Annotated in this window: 12 protein-coding genes; 4 read left to right on the forward strand and 8 right to left on the reverse strand. The window is 39.0% G+C overall.

All coding sequences use genetic code 11. The features are described from left to right. Window positions 1-118 precede the first annotated feature (118 nt). From CRI9333_RS09370 to CRI9333_RS09385, 4 genes are all read right to left on the reverse strand, one after another. The gene (locus CRI9333_RS09370) at window positions 119-1,615 is read right to left on the reverse strand and encodes a hybrid sensor histidine kinase/response regulator (RefSeq protein WP_157462303.1); all 1,497 of its coding nucleotides are present in this window, start codon (window positions 1,613-1,615) and stop codon (window positions 119-121) included. Beyond that, window positions 1,591-2,790, reverse strand: coding sequence for a PAS domain S-box protein (locus CRI9333_RS26690; RefSeq protein ID WP_015202922.1), 1,200 nt, complete (start codon window positions 2,788-2,790; stop codon window positions 1,591-1,593). The genes CRI9333_RS09370 and CRI9333_RS26690 overlap by 25 nt, the downstream gene beginning before the upstream one ends. 199 nt (window positions 2,791-2,989) lie before the next feature. Next, window positions 2,990-6,454 (reverse strand): response regulator, encoded by a 3,465-nt coding sequence (locus tag CRI9333_RS09380; RefSeq protein WP_015202923.1) that lies wholly within the window; start codon window positions 6,452-6,454, stop codon window positions 2,990-2,992. Continuing rightward, window positions 6,439-7,239: an alpha/beta fold hydrolase gene (locus tag CRI9333_RS09385; RefSeq protein ID WP_015202924.1), complete on the reverse strand. Its 801-nt coding sequence runs from the start codon at window positions 7,237-7,239 to the stop codon at window positions 6,439-6,441. The genes CRI9333_RS09380 and CRI9333_RS09385 overlap by 16 nt, the downstream gene beginning before the upstream one ends. A 313-nt stretch (window positions 7,240-7,552) precedes the next feature. Here CRI9333_RS09385 and radC point away from each other — a divergent pair, with 313 nt between their 5' ends. The 4 genes from radC (at window position 7,553) to queF (ending at window position 9,807) form a co-directional block, all read left to right on the forward strand. Then, complete coding sequence (gene radC, locus CRI9333_RS09390) at window positions 7,553-8,284, forward strand: RadC family protein (RefSeq protein ID WP_015202925.1); 732 nt, start codon at window positions 7,553-7,555, stop codon at window positions 8,282-8,284. A 99-nt stretch (window positions 8,285-8,383) separates the two neighbouring features. Beyond that, window positions 8,384-8,746, forward strand: coding sequence for a phasin family protein (locus CRI9333_RS09395; RefSeq protein WP_015202926.1), 363 nt, complete (start codon window positions 8,384-8,386; stop codon window positions 8,744-8,746). 141 nt (window positions 8,747-8,887) lie between these two features. Beyond that, the gene (locus tag CRI9333_RS09400; protein ID WP_015202927.1) at window positions 8,888-9,301 is read left to right on the forward strand and encodes a hypothetical protein; all 414 of its coding nucleotides are present in this window, start codon (window positions 8,888-8,890) and stop codon (window positions 9,299-9,301) included. Window positions 9,302-9,384: 83 nt separating this feature from the next. Further along, the gene (gene queF, locus CRI9333_RS09405) at window positions 9,385-9,807 is read left to right on the forward strand and encodes a preQ(1) synthase (RefSeq protein WP_015202928.1); all 423 of its coding nucleotides are present in this window, start codon (window positions 9,385-9,387) and stop codon (window positions 9,805-9,807) included. 151 nt (window positions 9,808-9,958) lie between these two features. Here the strand turns inward: queF and CRI9333_RS09410 are convergent, their stop codons facing one another. From CRI9333_RS09410 to CRI9333_RS09425, 4 genes are all read right to left on the reverse strand, one after another. Then, complete coding sequence (locus tag CRI9333_RS09410) at window positions 9,959-11,380, reverse strand: cytochrome c biogenesis protein (protein ID WP_015202929.1); 1,422 nt, start codon at window positions 11,378-11,380, stop codon at window positions 9,959-9,961. A gap of 7 nt (window positions 11,381-11,387) precedes the next feature. Further along, window positions 11,388-12,128, reverse strand: coding sequence for a cytochrome c biogenesis protein CcdA (locus CRI9333_RS09415; protein WP_015202930.1), 741 nt, complete (start codon window positions 12,126-12,128; stop codon window positions 11,388-11,390). A 149-nt stretch (window positions 12,129-12,277) separates the two neighbouring features. After that, window positions 12,278-13,477 (reverse strand): FtsW/RodA/SpoVE family cell cycle protein, encoded by a 1,200-nt coding sequence (locus CRI9333_RS09420; RefSeq protein ID WP_015202931.1) that lies wholly within the window; start codon window positions 13,475-13,477, stop codon window positions 12,278-12,280. Between the two features lie 258 nt (window positions 13,478-13,735). Beyond that, entirely contained in the window at window positions 13,736-13,939 is a 204-nt protein-coding gene (locus CRI9333_RS09425) for a phycobilisome linker polypeptide (protein ID WP_015202932.1), read from the reverse strand. Between the last annotated feature and the right edge of the window lie 132 nt (window positions 13,940-14,071).

Consider the following 14,071-nt stretch of genomic DNA (forward strand, 5'->3'; position numbering starts at 1 on the left):
TGATTATTTGCACAACTGGTGCAGAATTTCCAGTGTGCTCCTAGTTTAAGCTAAAAAATATATTTACTCACTTCCGTCTGTAGCGTAGAATACACTGGCAGAATTAATACAGAGAATTTTAATTTAAAAGTGTATGTAACATTTTTAACAATTGCTCTGTATTATAGGGTTTGGCTAAAAATGTTTTAACTCCTGTACGCGCAAGTTCAGCAATTTTATCGTTACCAACAAAGCCACTGGTAGCAATTATTTTGATTTGCGAATTCAGTCTTTTGAATGTGCGTATAGTCGTGATACCATCCATATTTGGCATCATCATATCTAGTAGAACCGCACTAATATCTTGTTTTTGCTGGGCGTATATGGCGATCGCCTCAATGCCATCACTAGCTGTCACCACTTTGTAGTTATACAATTCTAGAGTTGCACATACGAATTCACAAATTCCAGGTTCATCATCAACAACTAAAATTAATTCTCCATTTCCGCTTAACATTGGTGTGATATTCTCTGGAGCTTTTTTGCTTTCAGTTATATCTATAGCAGGCAAATAAACTTGAAATTCGCTACCTTTGCCAACTTGGCTAGATACATTTATAAAACCACCGTGACTTTTAATAATTCCTAATACTGTAGAAAGACCAAGCCCTGTTCCTTTGCCAATATCTTTTGTAGTAAAAAATGGCTCAAATATACGATCTAATATTTCTGGTTCAATTCCGTACCCAGTATCCGCAATAGTAAGTAAAATATATCGTCCAACTTTGGCTTCTGGATTGAGTATTGTAGAGTTGTTATCAAGTACTATGTTCTGAGCCGAAATTGTTAAAGTCCCGCCATCACTCATAGCATCGCGGGCATTAACGCAAAGATTGAGAATAATTTGATGAAGTTGGGTAGCATCTCCAGATACAATCCAGAGTTGATTAGTTTGTATATTACTACGAATATTGATAGATTTAGGAAATGTTTCTGTAGCAATTTTTTGAATTTCGGAAATTAAATGTGCTAGTTGAATATTAGTACGTTCTCCCTCAATTCCTCTAGCAAATGATAGCACCTGCTTAACTAAATCAGAACCCCGTTTAACATTTGTTTCAAGTATAGACATTAACTTGAGGCTGCGTTCATCTTGTAGTTTTGCTCGTAGAATTTCTACTGCTAACAAAATTGGTGCTAAAACATTATTTAAATCATGGGCAATTCCACCCGCGAGTGTGCCTAAACTCTCTAGCCGTTGTGTTCTCAAAAATTGCAACTCTAGTTTTTTCTTTTCTGTAATGTCGGTATTGACAATTAAAATGGAATTTGGTTGATTTTCGGCATCCCGTACTAAAGTCCAACGACTTTCAACAATCAATTTTTGATTATTTTTAGTAATTTGGTTTAACTCACCCTGCCATTCATTTGCCTCAAAAAGATGTTTTAGTGCTGTTTGCATTGAGGATGAATTTGGTGGAAATAGCAAATTATCTATTTTTTGTCCTAAAACTTCTTCTACCTTCCAGTTATATAAACGTTCAGCACTTTTATTCCAAAATAAAATATCGTTGTCTAGATTTTGAACAATAATTGCATCGGTAGCTATATCTAGTAATGCTGCTTGTTCCTGAATTTTTTTTCTGAACGTTTGCGTTCAGTAATATCAGTCAGCATTCCCAACGCACTTAGAAATTGACCATTTTGATCAAATAGTGCAGTTGTGGAAATAATTGTCCACAGTTCTGAGCCGTCTTTTCGTAAAAACCGAAAATCATGCTGCTCATTAACTCCCTGTTTACGACGTGCAAAGTTGTTTATTGCTTCGGCACGTTCAATTGCATCCATAAAGTCAAACAGTGAACGACCGAGCATTTCTGTTACTGTATAACCCAGCATTTGAGCCATGCGCTGGTTGACATAAGTAGTATTAGCATTAATATCAATTAACCAAATACCTTCTTGAGATGTATCAACAATTGTGCGAAACCTTGCCTCGCTTTGCCTTAATGCTTCCTCATTTTGTTTGCGTTCAGTAATATCCATTTGTACACCAGTTAAGCGTACTACCGAACCAGTGTGATACTCCTGCGGAGTCGCTACGCGATCGCGAAATACACGCCCTTTTTTAGCTACCCAATTAATCTTGCTATCAGCATCAATAACTCTAAATTCTACTTGGTAGTCCTGATCCTGCTCAAGTGCATCAATGAATGCTCGTCTAACTAATTCGTGGTCTTCAGGATGAACATTGAGCAGTAATTCTTGATAGGAATCAAAACTATTACTTAAGTTACTTGGAATACGCCATTCCCAAGTACTCATCTGCGCTGCATCTAAAGCGAGTCTCAATTGCTCTTCACGCAGTCGTGTTTGCTCAGTTTGTTGTTTAAGTTCTTCAAGGGCGCGGTTTTCTTGAAGCATACGCCGCACACGCTGTCGCAGTACTGCCCAATGAATCGGTTTAGTAATATAATCATTAGCACCTGCATCAAAAGCTCGATCAACTGACTCTTGATCGTCAAGTGCTGTAATCATTAATACAGGTGTAGGTGTAGCTATTTCCTGATGATAGAGAGTCCGCAGTTTTTCACAACAAGTAAAGCCATCCATTAATGGCATGATCGCATCTAGCAGTACTATATCTGGCTGTAAATTTTCGTAAGCTGTTAAACCTTCAGCCCCGTTATTTGCCTCTACGACTTGATAACCTACTTGTTCCATTGCTCGGCGCAGTTGAAGGCGCATAAACTTGTCGTCATCTACTACCAAAATGAGGGGAGTATTTCTGTCTGTAGAAGTAAGCTTCATAAGTGGTTATACTTACTTAGAGTAATTTTCAATTCCTGTAGTCTGCTATTTATAGCTTAGGCTTCTAATTATATTTAGAGTTAATACTAAATAGCATTGATATGTATCACTGATAGCCATCTGGATCGTCAGCAGTTACGATCGCGCCCAGGTTTGGCATTAATTGTGAGATGAGGGAGGAGAGAGAAGGGAATAATTGTTAATTGCTAATTGCTAACAAGGCTTCTCTAACTTTTTCATACTCACATTTAATTTGTGAGTAAGCTAACCCACTCTCAGTATGCCCATTTTTAGCGATCGCTTCTATCTCTTTACATAAAGAAGCTAAATTCTTCGCCCCTAGAGTTATACTACTCGACTTCAGCGTGTGGGCTGCTCGTCGTAAATTAGGAGCATTTGCTTCTATAATTGCTTGATTAATGTCTTTTAAAAGTTTAGGTGTATCTTCAAGGTAACAATCAATCATCTCAGCTAAAAATGCCTCAGCATCTTCACCTACCATCTCCCGAAATGATTGCAATACCTTTGTATCAATCGCATCGCTAGATGCTAACGCCTGACTTGAATTTTGTGTTTTTATATCTTCATTATTTCCTTCATTATTATCTTGGGAAGTCAATACGAAGGAATTAGTTTTTACTTTTGGTTGACACTTGCTCAAAGCTTCGATTAATACATCTACCCGAATTGGCTTACTAACATAGTCATCCATCCCTGCATTTAAACACAGTTCGCGATCGCCTTGCATCGCATTAGCCGTCATCGCAATAATACGCGGACGTTCCTCAGATGACCATTCTTGACAAATCTGCCGAGTTGCTGTTAAACCATCCATCTCAGGCATCTGCATATCCATTAATACCACATCATAAGACTGACGACGTAGTGCTACTAATGCCTCTAATCCATTATTAGCTATATCTGCTTCATAACCCATGCGTTTAAGGATATGTAAAGCAACTTTTTGATTTACTACATTATCCTCAGTTAATAAAATTCTTAAGGGTAACTCTTCAGCTAAGTGTTGATTAATCTTAGGTGCAGCAGTGCGGGAAGACTTGACTTGGACTGGCTGTTCGCTAAGAATATGAATTAATAAATTATAAAGATGAGATTGTTTAACAGGCTTAGTCAGAAAAGCCGCAAAATCTACTTTTTGATAATTAGGACTTTCAGAGCCATTTAGAGATGTCAGCATCACTAATGGTAATTTTTTATAAGCAGATAATTTGCGGATTTCTTTCCCTAAAGTTAAACCGTCCATATCTGGCATTTGCATATCGAGAATAGCCAGATCAAAGACTTCCCCTTGTTTTAAAAATTCCAAAGTTTTAGCACCTGATTCTAAGCTATAACTAAGCATTCCCCATGACTGTGCTTGCAATACTAAAATTTGCCTATTTGTAGTGTTATCATCAACAATCAGTAATCGTTTACCTTTTAAGTCACTATTAGAATTTACCAAATCAACTGCTAAAGTATTAGCTTCAGCTTCGGCTATAATAGTAAAGTAAAAAGTCGAGCCACTTGGAGAATTTGCAAGTTGCAACTGGGTAGCATCTAGAAAAATTTCATTAACATTTTGATTTAAGTTTGACTTAGTATAAAAATTTTCTTTGTTGATTTGCTCTAACAAATTATTACTAACAGGCTGCCATTCCTGGGGTGGAATTCCGGCAATTACTCCACCACTTTCTACCCACATTTGACCACCCATCATTTCGCTAAGTTGCTTGCTAATCGCTAAACCTAAGCCAGTACCGCCATAGTGACGAGTGGTTGAAGAATCAACTTGGCTGAAAGATTTAAACAAACGATCCATTCTATCTGCTGGAATACCAATACCTGAGTCTTTAACAGCAAATTGAATTGAAATCTGTCTGTTTAAGTTATTGTCTAATTTTTTTGATAACTTTTTATTTTTCTCAAATTCTTGAGCATTAACGCTCAATAATATTTCGCCTTTTTCGGTAAATTTAATGGCATTACTAAGCAAGTTAACTAATATTTGGCGTAGCCGAGTACTATCTCCCCAAATAATTATGGGAACTTGAGGAGAGATTAAGCAAACTAATTCAATGTTTTTTCCCGCAGCTTTAGGAGTTAATAGATCTAGAGCTTCTTCAATACAAGTTCTGAGATTAAATGAATAATTTTCTAATTCTAGTTTTCCTGACTCTATTTTTGATAAATCGAGAATATCATTGATGATTGTTAATAGAGCATCGCTGCTCGTCTGAGTTGTTTCAACAAAATCACGTTGTAGCGGTGTTAATTCGGTATTTAATAATAAACCCGTCATCCCGATAATTGCATTCATCGGTGTCCGAATTTCGTGGCTCATATTAGCCAAAAATTGGCTTTTAACACGAGTTGCTTCTTCCGCAGCAGCTTTAGCTTTTGATAGTTCTTGATTTGTATCGAATAATTCTTGAGTGCGTTCTAAGAAAGCTTTTTGAGCAAAATATCTTTCCGTAATATCATCAAACAACCACAATCTACCAGGCACATCATGTACTCTGGTAGCTGTACTAGAAATACTTAATACTTTTGGCTGTGGTTGAGAGAAAACCCAGTTCCAGTTGCGAATTTCGGCATTAGCTTGGGTAAATAATTTAGCTCCCTGTGTGATAATTTCTTGTTGATTATCAGCCGTATTGCGTAGCATTGCCATTGCTTGAGCAATTAAAGCTGGTTCAACTAATCCAGCAGGTAATTTTAGTTGTTGAGAAGCAGCTTGATTGATCCAACCTTGTTCGCCACTTTCATCAACAAATACTACGCCTTGATGGATTGTTTCTAATATTGCGCTAAAACGTGCTTGTACTTGATCGAGGCGTAATATGGTATCTCTAAACTGTAAAAGTGTGCGTAATTTTCCGAGTAGCGATTCAACAAATTGTTGTAAGTAGGAAGAAATCTGAGTTTGTTGATGCCAAATTAATAAAATTGCCCCCCGCACTTCCCCTAAATTATTGGAATTTTCCGAGTTTTGCAGGGGAAGCACAGCCACTGATTTAGCTCCTTTAGCTACTAAGATATGGGAAGCTGTAGCAGCATTGGGATAATCTTCGTAATAAAGACAGCGATTTTGTGCGATCGCTTCGGCGAAAAGTTTTGGATTTGTGAGAGAATTTGGTAAGGCATTTTTAGGTAAGCATACTAAAGCTTCGGCGGTATATTCATCAAGTTGACGTAGTGCGATCGCCGCATCAGCACAAGTATACTCACGTAATAATGTTACAGCTTGATTAAGTACACCATCGGCTGTTGTATCTGCCTGCGTCAATTGAGCCAAAACAGTTTGAGAAGCCAACCGCCACTCTATACCAAGCAAAAATTTCCGAATAAAATTACCTAATACAGCAACAGCACCTATTTCTAGGGACTGGTTAATCAGTAACCCATCAAAATGTATTATTCCTATTAATAAGGTGAAAAGTCCTAATAAAGGTGCGACTAACTTAGTTAGTGCAGGCGACATAATCGAATATGTCAACAGCACTAATGCGAGAATATGCAAAAACCCCCATCTATCCAGCCAACCCAACCCGACAAATAAGAGAGTTAATCCTAATAAAACGGGTTCAAATGTAGGCAGTCGGTTAGGATGAGGTCGTGGTAAATTTGAATCTAGATATTTTGAGATTAAACTGCGATACATGAGGCGATCGCACTGGTAACTTCTTCAGGCGAACTTAAATGAGGTAAATGTCCTTGGGCATTAAGAGAGATTAACTTACTACCAGGTATATGCTCTTTCATATACTGACCTACTTCAAGCGGTACGGCAATATCATTATTCGACTGTAAAATTACAGTAGGTATTTTTAATTTTGGTAAATCAGCGCGGTGGTCAGACTGAAAAATTATCCGAGCAACAGCCTGGGCAATATCGGGACGAATAGCTGAGAGAGTATTAGCAAATTCAGTAGCTAACTCAGGTTGATTTGGATCGCCTACTACTAAAGGAGCAAATCCACTTGCCCAAGCATAATAGTTAGATCCCATTGCTGCGTAAAGTACATCTAAGTCAGCTTGCTCAAACCCACCAATATATCCCACATCATTAAGATAACGAGGAGATGCACTAACAAATATTAGTTGACTAAAGCACTCTGGCTCTACTAATGCAGCTAACAAGCTTACCATTCCACTAACAGAATGACCAACTAAAATTGTTTTTTTCAGCTTCAACTCATTGCAGATATCTAGTAAATCTTCAGCATAGCTATGGGCGCTACTGTAACGGCGTGGACTATAAGCAGAAAAATCTGATTTCCCTGCACCTACATGATCAAACATGACAATGCGAAAATTAGGCGCAAACGCCGCTACTTGATGTCGCCAAGCGGTTTGATCTGAGCCAAAACCGTGTGCAAAGATGATAGTCTGACTGCCTTCACCCAATACTTGGACATTATTACGTTCTAAAATGCTACTTGCCATTGCTCGGCGTTCCTTTTAAGTATCAGATCAACTTTTATACTCTTTCTTCCCTTAGCTGCACAATCTGGGCATTTAATAGTCAGGTGGATTTGGAGAGATCCAGATCGATCATAGTTTGTTTAAGGCTAGTAAGTATGTGATATAGATAACATACTCGCAAACGTTGCTAGATCAGGAAATGCTCGCACTTAACATTTTTAAACAAAAAAGTTACTAATAACCATAGAAAATTAATCCCCTAGAAGGTATTCTAGTTTAATTATTTGGGTAAAACCTCAACTAATTAAATAAAACCTTTTTATTCAGGCTGAATATGACATATTGTCTCAGAATTGCAGATATACCAGCCACTGAGCGACCCCGCGAACGATTATTATCTTTAGGACAAAAAAATCTTGCCACTGCTGAACTAATTGCAATTTTATTAGGCACAGGTCAAGGACCAGGAAAACTTTCTGCTGTAGGGTTGGGACAACATATTCTACAGCAACTCAGCCAACATCAGCGCGACCCGCTAGAGTACTTGCGAGATATTAGCGCCCAAGAATTGATGAATATCCCTGGAGTAGGACCTGCCAAAGCCACAACTATTTTAGCTGCCGTAGAACTAGGTAAACGCGCATTTCAATCTCGTCCCTCAGAACGCACAATTATAGACAGTCCTGGCGCTGGTGCGGCGGCGTTAAGTCACGATTTAATGTGGCAAGCACAAGAGCGATTTGCAGTGTTACTTTTAGACGTTAAAAATAAGCTAATTGGTACTCAAGTTATTACCATTGGGACAGCAACGGAAACCTTAGCGCCTCCCCGTGAAATTTTTAGGGAAGTCTTACGCCAAGGAGCCACAAAAGTTATAGTTGCTCACAATCATCCTTCTGGTAGTCTTGAACCTAGTAATGAAGATATAAATTTAACTCGCCAGTTATTAACAGGAGCGCAATTTTTAGGTATTCCGCTATTAGATCATTTAATTTTAGGTAATGGCGACTACCTGAGTTTGCGACAAACTACAGCCTTATGGGATGAATATCCTCAAAGAGATTAATCTTGCACAAAGAATGATCTGTATTAAGTAGGTGGGCAGATTTCTGATTTCACATTTATGCTGGAATAAGCATAAAAGTAAAAAATTACAATAGTTGCTATGGCTGGTTTAAGTGATATTGTCCAAAAAGCATTTTATTTAGGCGTTGGGTTAGCTGCTACGGCGGGGGAAAAAGCTGGGGAAAAAATAACCGAGTTACGCGCCCAAGCGCAAAAGCTGGCGGATGAAATGGTTGCTAAAGGCGAGATGACAGCAGAAGAAAGCCGTCATTTTGTCGATGATATGATGCAACAAGCACAGCAGCCTACAGTAAAGTCATCCAGCAATGCTAAGACGGAACCACGTCGGATTGAAATTATTGATGATGACGAACCAGCATCTAAGGATGTTAGTCAGGCAGAAGCTATGCGTCAACAGGTGGAGGCTTTACAGGAAGAACTCCGCCGTCTCAAACGTAGTTAAAACACAGATAAAATAAAAGCGCGATCGCACTTAACAAAACGATAGGCGATCGCACTAGATCAAAGCTAGGATCACAACATATTCCCTTGAGCAGTTTTAAGCGCAGTGTTCAATGGATGTTTCTTAACCTGAGAACCGACAATGGAACAGTGGTCAAAAGATTTTTTTGAGATGCTAGATACAGTAGCTTTAATGGTTGATGAATTCTTCCATGAGGTTGCTGAGTCTGTCGAGACTGTTGCAGAAGAAGTGCAAACAACAATGTCCTCTGATATTGAGCAATTTTTGCATGAAATATTTGAACCAATTGCTGAGTTTTATCTAGAATTAGAAGATGTCGTCAACGAAGTTGACCAACCTTTTGATTACACTTATATAGTAGAACCAACCTTAGATAAAAACCCTGCTTGTATTGGTTGCCAAAACTATCACGGTTTAGTTTATAATGGAAACTTATTAGTCTGCGGAATGCACCCCTATGGTTGGGATGAAAGTAATTGCCCAGACTGGGAAGAAAGCAAAATTAATTCTTCAAATTCCAAAGATTTCTTTTAATTGGCTAGAAGTTGAATGTTGAACGTTTCAACATTTTAAATTATTATTCTTGCCAAAATTGTGCTGCAAATAAACAACTAATTATGACTCAATCTCCTACCCAGGAACAATCATCACCAGCAGAAAATTTAGAAATGAAGTACGGCGAACGTAATATTGCCGAGGGGCAGTTAATTACGTTCCCAAATCCACGAATAGGGCGGCGTTATAATATTTCAATTACATTGCCAGAATTTACCTGCAAGTGTCCCTTTTCTGGCTATCCAGACTTTGCCAGTATTTACATTAACTATGTTCCCAATGAACGGGTTGTAGAGTTAAAAGCAATTAAGTTATATATCAATAGCTATCGCGATCGCTATATTTCTCACGAAGAATCGGTGAATCAAATTCTTGATGATTTTGTAGCTGCTTGTGACCCCTTAGAAGTCACAATTAAAGGAGATTTTTCTCCTCGTGGAAATGTTCACACCGTTGTTGAAGTTCATCATCAAAAGTCTAATTAATTTAATCTGATTAGGTGGATTAAATTCAACTTAAAATGTTAACCTCTCCCCAACCCCTCTCCTACAAAGAGAGGGGCTTAAGATCTTTCTCCCCCTCCCCTTAATAAGGGGAGGGGGCTGGGGGGTGGGATTTTCCGATTAACCTACTTACTCAATTCAAACTAGCAAGAGATTCAGGCGCGATGCCTTCGGCAGACTTCGCCAACGCACTCTCCTCTTCCTGGGGCATTTTAAGTTGTTCCAAAACCTCAATTAACTCTCTTTCAAAAGTAACTTGAGCGCGGTTAGTTCTACCTCCGACATAAAGCTGTCCATCTTTTTGTAGCGCCCAAACTTGTGAGTGAGAAACATAACTCATCATCACACTCAGCATCAGTAAACCAAAGCCAGTATAAACAATTGGAATACCTGGATCAGCTTTAATTTGTAAACCAGTGCTACCAATAAGATCGAGCAGACTTAATTTTATTCCATTAATCTCTGTCGCCGTTCCAGCACGAACGCTAGTAATAAGTTTGCCGCTATTATCATAAACTAGCGCCGTTCCCTGCAAATCTTTTGCTAATAGGGAAACTCCCTCACTTAAATCAGGTTTAGTAGGAATCCAAGTACCCCAAATCCGACCTTTTCCCCCAGTATCCAATTGTGCCATTGGTAGTTGGAATATGGGGCTATTATTTAACCTTACTCGAACACCTGCGATCGCCCAATCAGTTTGATATAAAGTTACCCCTCGATAACGCAAGGGTTTATTCACATAAATTTTTTCACGATCAACTTCCTTCCCCTGATTATCCAGAACCGACAAATCCGAGTAAAACTGATCGATAGCACCATTAGGCGTGTAATCAATCCAAAAGCGATTTACATGAACAGACCAATCTTTAGGAATTTGTGGTGCTGCCCAAACACCCGCATCTAAAATGTTTTTAACCTGAAACGTAGCGCCACTAGGAACCATTTCTTGAGCTAAAAAGCCAGTCATCGCGCCCCAAATTGATCCAGCCAGAATAATCAACATACTGGCATGAACAACAATTGGTCCTATACGTCCAACTAGCCCTTTACGAGCATATAATTTATCGCCTTCTTGAAAAACTTGATAGCGTTTTTGCTTTAGTAGTTGAGTTAGAGAATTAAAAGAACCAGCGTTTAATTCTGCACTTAAAGCTAATTTTTGAAATTGGCGAGGTTGGTCATAAAATTTCCACCGACGCGCCGCACTTAATGCAGGAAATTGGCGAGTAAACGTACAAGCTGTTAAGCTACTGCCAAATACAATTAGTAAAGCTAAAAACCACCAAGTACGATAGACATGATCTAAACCTACTACTTGGATCACTTTCCAAGTCAGAAAACCGAATAAAGCAGGATGTTCTGGATAATTAGCTTGGTAAAAAGCTGGAGATTGTCCTTGCTCAATTACAGTACCAGAAATACTGAAAAGTGCGATCGCCAGCAACAGCACAATTGCCAACCGCAAATCAGCCAGCCTTTGTAACAATTCCCGCAGGAAAAACTTTTTGGGTGCTGACCCTAAGTTTGATAAATCAAGAGAATCTTTTGCAGTCATTTGATAATTAAAAAATTCCCGCAGGAATTCGATACAGCAACGAAAAAACCCCAAATCCTACCAACAGTACGCCACTAACAGGCGTAATCCAACTCGACCACCGACGTAACTCCAGCAATTTTTTAATGGAAGCCGTAAAAGTACCCGCTAAAATCAACGGTGCTACATAGCCAGCAGTGTAAGACAATAGCAGAACTCCACCCAAAATTAAGTCCTGTGTTGTAGCTACCCACGCTAGTAAACTTGCCAAAACCGGAGTACTACACGGGGAAGCCACCAAACCAAAAGTTAAACCAATTAAATAAGAACGTACTCCCTCTGGTAAATCTTTAGAAATCCACTCTAAACCTCCAAAGGAAGGCAATTGTAAAGGCAAAGCTTCCAGTAAGTTCAGCCCCATAATAATAGCTACAATGCTAACAACAATCGGCAAACCAATTGCTAGCTGACCATAAACTTGTCCCACCAAAGCAGCAAAAATACCTAATCCTGCCAACGTAGTTGCTAATCCCAAAGCAAACCAAGTTGACTGAATAGCTGCTTGTAGTCTGCTTTTACTTTCATATCCTCCAATGTAGCCAATAGTAATCGGTAACATCGAAAGCATACACGGCGTTAGGCTTGTTAGTAGTCCAGCAGTAAAGATAATACCGATACTAAGTAAACTCAGGTGTGTAAGCTGGTTTGATACTAGAGTATTAGCAAATTGCCCTATTTCATATAGTTGAGTTTGCAACGTTTCCATCATAAAGCAACTGGCTTGTTGAAATCCTCATCCAGCTTGCATTGTAGCTTACTCCCTTCCTACTAAAACCGATCATATTCTGCTTCTTCCTTGGCGTACTTTGCGTCTTGGCGGTTTTTCCAATAGGTATTCTTTGGGCGGGAAGGGAGTAATCAGGGTCTCTGCCCAGATGGACGCTGCCTTCGAGATCCAAATTGACGGCGATCGTGCAAAGATACAACATCGGCTTCACTACTTTCTCGCGCGACTCGAATCAGTAATCCAGCCGCCATCAAACTAGCAATCATAGAATTTCCGCCATAGCTAAACATTGGCAACGGCAAACCAGTGGTAGGTAAAGCACCAGTAGCAACTCCAATATTCAGCAAAGACTGCCCAACTAACAAAATCGTTGCTCCTATAGCCACCAGCCTGTGAATTTTATGCCTAGTCTTAATAGCAACAATTAACCCTACTGTTGCATAAGTTATTAATAATAAAAGCAACATAACGCTACCAGCAAAGCCAAATTCTTCAGCATACACAGCAAAGATAAAATCTGTGTACTCAATTGGTAAATAAAACAACTTCTGTTGCGACAGACCAAAACCTGACCCCCAAGTTCCTCCAGAACCGACCGCTAATAAACTTTGAACTAGCTGATAACCATTCTTCATTGGATCAGCCCAAGGATTCAAAAAAGACATTACCCGTCGTTGCTGATATTCCTTCAAACTGATACTGATAACTGCCAACATCACTCCACCCAAGGCAGTTCCCCCTAGATAAGAGAATGGCAATCCAGATGCTAAAGCTATTAGCCACAAGGTCATACCACATAAGGCAGTCGTACTGAGGTTCGGCTGTAGCAAAATTCCTAAAAGCACACCGCCAAAAATTCCTAACCAAGTGAACCGCACTTTCCAAGTTAAACGCTCCCATTGCCCAAAAATTCTCGCGCTTTGTAGTACTAGGAATGGCTTAATTAATTCAGATGGTTGAATTGCTATTGGTCCCAATGATAACCAGCGAGTAGCACCATTTGTAGTATCCCCCAGCCCCGGAACCAAAGTAAGGAAAATTAAGCTCAAGATTACCATCAAAAACCAAGGAGCCATTCCCAGCACATGACGTAAGGGGAAACGCACTACCAGGTTAAATATTACTAAAGCAATTAGAACCCAGATTATTTGCCGCTTAAAATAATAAAGCCCATCACCATAGTTAGCATCGCCATTAGGATAAGATGCTGAGAACAAAACTACTAACCCAACAAACAGCCACAAGAACGTTAACCAACGCAACAGCCGCGCTGATAAAGACCATTCCCGCACTGAGGAGTCAAAAAAAGGAACCAGTAAGCTTAAATTCATGACATCTTCAAATGCTATGGGCTACAAAGGTTAGCGTAAATACAACTTACGCATTTTAACGCTGGAATTAACAGTGTAGGGGGCAGGGGTCAAACACTAGGGGTAGAAAAACATCAACAATTAATTAGCTTTTAATAATTATTCTGATTAATTTTTGGCGTAAGTTGTGGTATAGCCAAGTATATATAATAAATACTAAAACAAAAAAGAGGTCTACGTGACCTCCTTCTTTACAAGCTAATGCGCGAAAATTTAAACTTACAGCAAACCTGTATTTGTTCCTTGTTTGCCAGTAGCTAGTTCAACTTTGACAATTTTTCCACCCATTTTCATAATCCGTTGTTGTTCACGGAACCAGTTTTCATAAGGAACTAGCTTTGTAAAATAGGTGTTTTGTAACTCCCTCTGTGTGCGAATCCGAGTTTGGCTAGGAACGCAGGCAGTAACTTTAAACATCCGCATGATTTTGTTTCTCCTGATTTTGTTTGGATAAACTAATTCAATCTTCTCATTTTTTGGTTGTTATTTAGATTCGGAACTGGTGCATATCAATACACTCGCAGAATATACGTTACTTAAATATTTAACTACTAA

It is taken from the genome of Crinalium epipsammum PCC 9333 (assembly GCF_000317495.1).
In the GTDB taxonomy this organism is placed as follows: domain Bacteria; phylum Cyanobacteriota; class Cyanobacteriia; order Cyanobacteriales; family PCC-9333; genus Crinalium; species Crinalium epipsammum.

Excerpts from the sequence above, each read along its gene's own strand:
- CRI9333_RS26690 (WP_015202922.1), bottom strand. The coding sequence starts at position 2,790 with ATGAAGCTTACTTCTACAGACAGAAATACTCCCCTCATTTTGGTAGTA.
- CRI9333_RS09380 (WP_015202923.1), bottom strand. The coding sequence starts at position 6,454 with ATGTATCGCAGTTTAATCTCAAAATATCTAGATTCAAATTTACCACGA.
- CRI9333_RS09385 (WP_015202924.1), bottom strand. The coding sequence starts at position 7,239 with ATGGCAAGTAGCATTTTAGAACGTAATAATGTCCAAGTATTGGGTGAA.
- radC (WP_015202925.1), top strand. The coding sequence starts at position 7,553 with ATGACATATTGTCTCAGAATTGCAGATATACCAGCCACTGAGCGACCC.
- CRI9333_RS09395 (WP_015202926.1), top strand. The coding sequence starts at position 8,384 with ATGGCTGGTTTAAGTGATATTGTCCAAAAAGCATTTTATTTAGGCGTT.
- CRI9333_RS09400 (WP_015202927.1), top strand. The coding sequence starts at position 8,888 with ATGGAACAGTGGTCAAAAGATTTTTTTGAGATGCTAGATACAGTAGCT.
- queF (WP_015202928.1), top strand. The coding sequence starts at position 9,385 with ATGACTCAATCTCCTACCCAGGAACAATCATCACCAGCAGAAAATTTA.
- CRI9333_RS09410 (WP_015202929.1), bottom strand. The coding sequence starts at position 11,380 with ATGACTGCAAAAGATTCTCTTGATTTATCAAACTTAGGGTCAGCACCC.
- CRI9333_RS09415 (WP_015202930.1), bottom strand. The coding sequence starts at position 12,128 with ATGATGGAAACGTTGCAAACTCAACTATATGAAATAGGGCAATTTGCT.
- CRI9333_RS09420 (WP_015202931.1), bottom strand. The coding sequence starts at position 13,477 with ATGAATTTAAGCTTACTGGTTCCTTTTTTTGACTCCTCAGTGCGGGAA.
- CRI9333_RS09425 (WP_015202932.1), bottom strand. The coding sequence starts at position 13,939 with ATGCGGATGTTTAAAGTTACTGCCTGCGTTCCTAGCCAAACTCGGATT.